Origin of the sequence: Chryseobacterium candidae, from assembly GCF_004916905.1 — a bacterium.
Lineage (GTDB): Bacteria > Bacteroidota > Bacteroidia > Flavobacteriales > Weeksellaceae > Chryseobacterium > Chryseobacterium candidae.
This window is the reverse complement of sequence record NZ_SDLV01000063.1, coordinates 1-545: the sequence shown is the minus strand read 5'-3', so window position 1 is coordinate 545 and position 545 is coordinate 1. Positions and strand designations below refer to the sequence as shown.

General features: G+C 41.7%; 1 pseudogene. It reads left to right on the top strand.

Features of this window, described 5'->3' with window-relative positions:
- Positions 1–545 (top strand): annotated as a pseudogene (locus tag EK417_RS21275) (RHS repeat-associated core domain-containing protein); the annotation flags it as partial.

Genomic DNA, 545 nt, shown 5'->3' with positions numbered 1-545 from the left:
TTAATTATTACGACTCTTATCCTGCCTACAGCTTTAATCCAGCCTTTCCTTCAACGATTCAGGGAGAATCTACATTGACTGAAACTCCTACGGCTGACGGAAGAAGCACCAAAGGACTTCCTGTGATGAGTTTGGTAAAGAACATTGAGGATGATAACTGGACAAAGAACTATACCTATTATGACAGGAAGGGAAGAGCGATTGGAACTCATTCCATCAATCATTTGGGAGGCTATACCCATACAGAATCCAGACTGGATTTTGCAGGATTATCACAACAGACCATTACAAAGCATAAAAGACTTACTTCTGATACCGAAAGAATCATTACAGAAACCTTTGAGTATGATCATCAGAACAGGCTGCTGGCACATAAGCATCAGGTGGATAGTAATCCGGTAGAAATTCTTGCCCAGAATAAATACAATGAACTTTCCCAGCTGGAATCTAAGAAAGTAGGAGGAGTTACGGCTTCTTCCCCGCTTCAGCAGATTGATTACAAGTATAATATCCGGGGCTGGATGACCCAGATTAATGATCCTGCC